The sequence below is a fragment of the Luteimonas aquatica genome, assembly GCF_022662575.1.
Classification (GTDB): Bacteria; Pseudomonadota; Gammaproteobacteria; order Xanthomonadales; family Xanthomonadaceae; genus Luteimonas; species Luteimonas aquatica.
The window spans coordinates 71,815-74,348 of sequence record NZ_JALBFU010000013.1 but is presented as its reverse complement, the minus strand read 5'-3'; the positions used below and the strand labels follow the sequence as shown (position 1 = coordinate 74,348).

3 protein-coding genes are annotated in these 2,534 nt (G+C 72.5%); all 3 read right to left on the bottom strand.

Annotated features, from left to right (window positions below; all coding sequences use genetic code 11):
* Nucleotides 1-514: STN domain-containing protein (locus tag MD221_RS15930; protein WP_242112939.1), on the bottom strand; the 514-nt coding region annotated here is incomplete at its 3' end.
* A 179-nt stretch (nt 515-693) separates the two neighbouring features.
* The gene (locus MD221_RS15925; RefSeq protein ID WP_242112938.1) at nt 694-1,719 is read right to left on the bottom strand and encodes a FecR family protein; all 1,026 of its coding nucleotides are present in this window, start codon (nt 1,717-1,719) and stop codon (nt 694-696) included.
* Nucleotides 1,716-2,303 (bottom strand): RNA polymerase sigma factor, encoded by a 588-nt coding sequence (locus MD221_RS15920; RefSeq protein WP_242112937.1) that lies wholly within the window; start codon nt 2,301-2,303, stop codon nt 1,716-1,718. The genes MD221_RS15925 and MD221_RS15920 overlap by 4 nt, the downstream gene beginning before the upstream one ends.
* Nucleotides 2,304-2,534 lie beyond the last annotated feature (231 nt).

Here is a 2,534-nt window from a genome sequence, read left to right as displayed (position 1 = left end):
TCTGCGCGGTGACCGTGATCGTGCCCAGCGTGGTGGCGTCGCCCGGCTTGGACTGGTCCTGCGGCGCCTCCGGCGCCGTTGCCAGGTCCTGCGGTTCCGCCTGCGGCGCTTCGGAGACAGCTCCCGGCGGGAGAGCTGCCTCAAGGGCTTTTCCCCGCACGGCATCTCCGCCCGGCGGCTCCTCCTGCGCGGTTCCCATCAGGGCGATGGTGTTGCTGCCGACCACGCGATAGCGCAGGCCGCTGCCCTCGAGCAGGTGCTGCAGCGCCTGCTCCGGCGCGTAGTCGCCCGAGAGCTGCATCGAGCGCAGGTTCGCCAGGTCGTTGTTGGACGTCACCACCTGGATGCCGGCCTGGTCGGAGAACGCGATCAGCGCCTGGCCCAGCGGCTGCGCCGCGATCTCGAAAGTCCTCTCCTGCACCGGCAGCTGCTGCGCCTGCGCCTGCAGCGAACACGCCGCGGCGATGCACAGCGCCAGCATGCGGTTGCGCGGCCGATATTGCCCCTTCTTCATCCTGCCCTCTCCCCTCGTTCGTCGTTGATCGCTCGTTTTGGCTTCGATGGTCGCCGCCGGCGGGTCCCAGCACCGCCGAGGAACGACGCGGCTGTGCCGCCGCTCAGTACTGCAAAACGAAGTCGAGGGCGTTTGCGGAAACGCGGCGTGCGCCGGACGCGCGCGCCGCGTACGACAGGCTACCGCGTCCGGCGCCTGTCGATGGCGATGACGTCCGCGTCGCGGCGCGCCACGCGCACGGGGAACGAGGTTTCCAGCGCGTCCAGCCAGTTGTCGAGCTTGCCGGTGAAGACCGTGCCGGTGTAGCGCAGCTCCGCCAGCGCCGGCTCCTCCAGGACGATGGGCCGCGCCGAATAGCGGTTGAGGTCGGCGATGACCGCGCCGAGCGGCTCGTCGACGAACTTGAGCACGCCGCCGCGCCAGGACGTGGCGAGCCGGGGGTCGGCGCGCGCGACGCGCAGGCGCCCGGCGCGCGGAGAGAACGTGGCCGCCTCGCCGGCGCCCGCGGTCATCGGCGTTTGCGGCTCGGGCCTGGTCACCGTCGCCTCCAGCCGCGCGAGCAAGGTGCGCTCGGGTTGCAGCCGCACGCGCCCTTCGCTCACCGTGACCTGCACCCGGTCGGCGCCGGTATGCACGTTGAACGCGGTGCCCACGGCGGTCACCTCCAGCCCGCCCGCCTCGACCACGAACGGCCGTTTCGGATCGTGCGTGACTTGGAAATACGCCTCGCCCGCCTCCACCACCACGCGGCGCACCTGGGCGTCGTAGCGCAGCACCAGGCGCGAACGCGCGCCCAGGTCCACGCGCGACCCGTCCGGCAGGCTGCTGCTGGCGTTGATCGCCACCGGCGTGCTCAACACCGGTGCATCGCGCATGGACGGCGGACGCATGACCCACCAGCCGACGAGACCGGCCAGCACTGCGAGGCCCGCGGCCAGCGCCTGCCGGCGGCCGCGGCGGCGGCGCACCAGCGCCGAGGCGGCATAGGCGGCGGGCGCCTGTTCGCGCCGCAGCACCTCCCCGGCGGTGCCGGTCAGCTGCCACATGCGCTGGATCCGCTCGAAGCTTTCGCGGTGCTCCGGCGCGGCCTCGCACCAGGCCAGCCATTCCTGCAGCGTCCGCTCGTCTTCCGGATCGGCGTTCAGGCGCAGCAGCCACTGCGCGGCGGCGTGCAGGCGTTCGCTCTCGGGGTCGGGCATGCTCATCGCTTCATCCGCTCCCGTGCCTGCGCCGCGCTGGCGCCGGACAGGCGCAGCTGGCAGTACACCAGCGTGCGCTCGATGTGGTAGCGCACCATGCGCTCGCTCACGCCCAGCTCGCCGGCGATGTCGGCCGTGCTCCTGCCCTCGACGCGGTGCAGCAGGAAGGCGCGCCGGGTCTCGCGCGGCAACTCCTCCAGGCAGCGCACCACCAGCGCCAATTCCTCGCGCGCGATCTGGATGCGCTCCGGCGCGCGGGTTTCGTCCAGTTCGCCGAACACCCCGCCCTCCTGCGCGGCACGGGCCTCGACGCTCCGTCGGCGCAGCCGGTCCACCGCCAGGTTGGAGGCGATCCGGAACAGCGAGGAGCGCAGGAAGCTGTGCACCGCCGGCTGGTCGAGCTGCAGCAGGCGCACGTAGGCTTCCTGCGCGACTTCCTTGGCCTCCTGGGCCGACTGCAGGCGCGCCGTCAGGAACAGCAGCAGGGACTGGTTGTGCTCGTGGAACAGGGCGGCGATCCGCCGGGCGCGCTCGGCATCCGGGCCTGTCGGCTCCCGTTGCGGCGCGTCTCCCGCGAATTCTGTCGTCATGCCATCCCCCGACCGGGCACGTGGATACATTTCTAGCAGTTTGTCGAACCCCCCGCATCCGACACGCCGGACCCGCTTCCGCCAAGGCAGGCACTCGTCGTGCCTGCCTTGGCGGCGCGATCGTCCGTGACCGCGGGCGCGGCGGGCTTGCCGCCCGCTGCCGCCCCCCGTGAAAGCCCGAGGGAAGTCGGGCTCACCCCGCCGGCGCGCGATGCGGATCGCGCGCCGGCG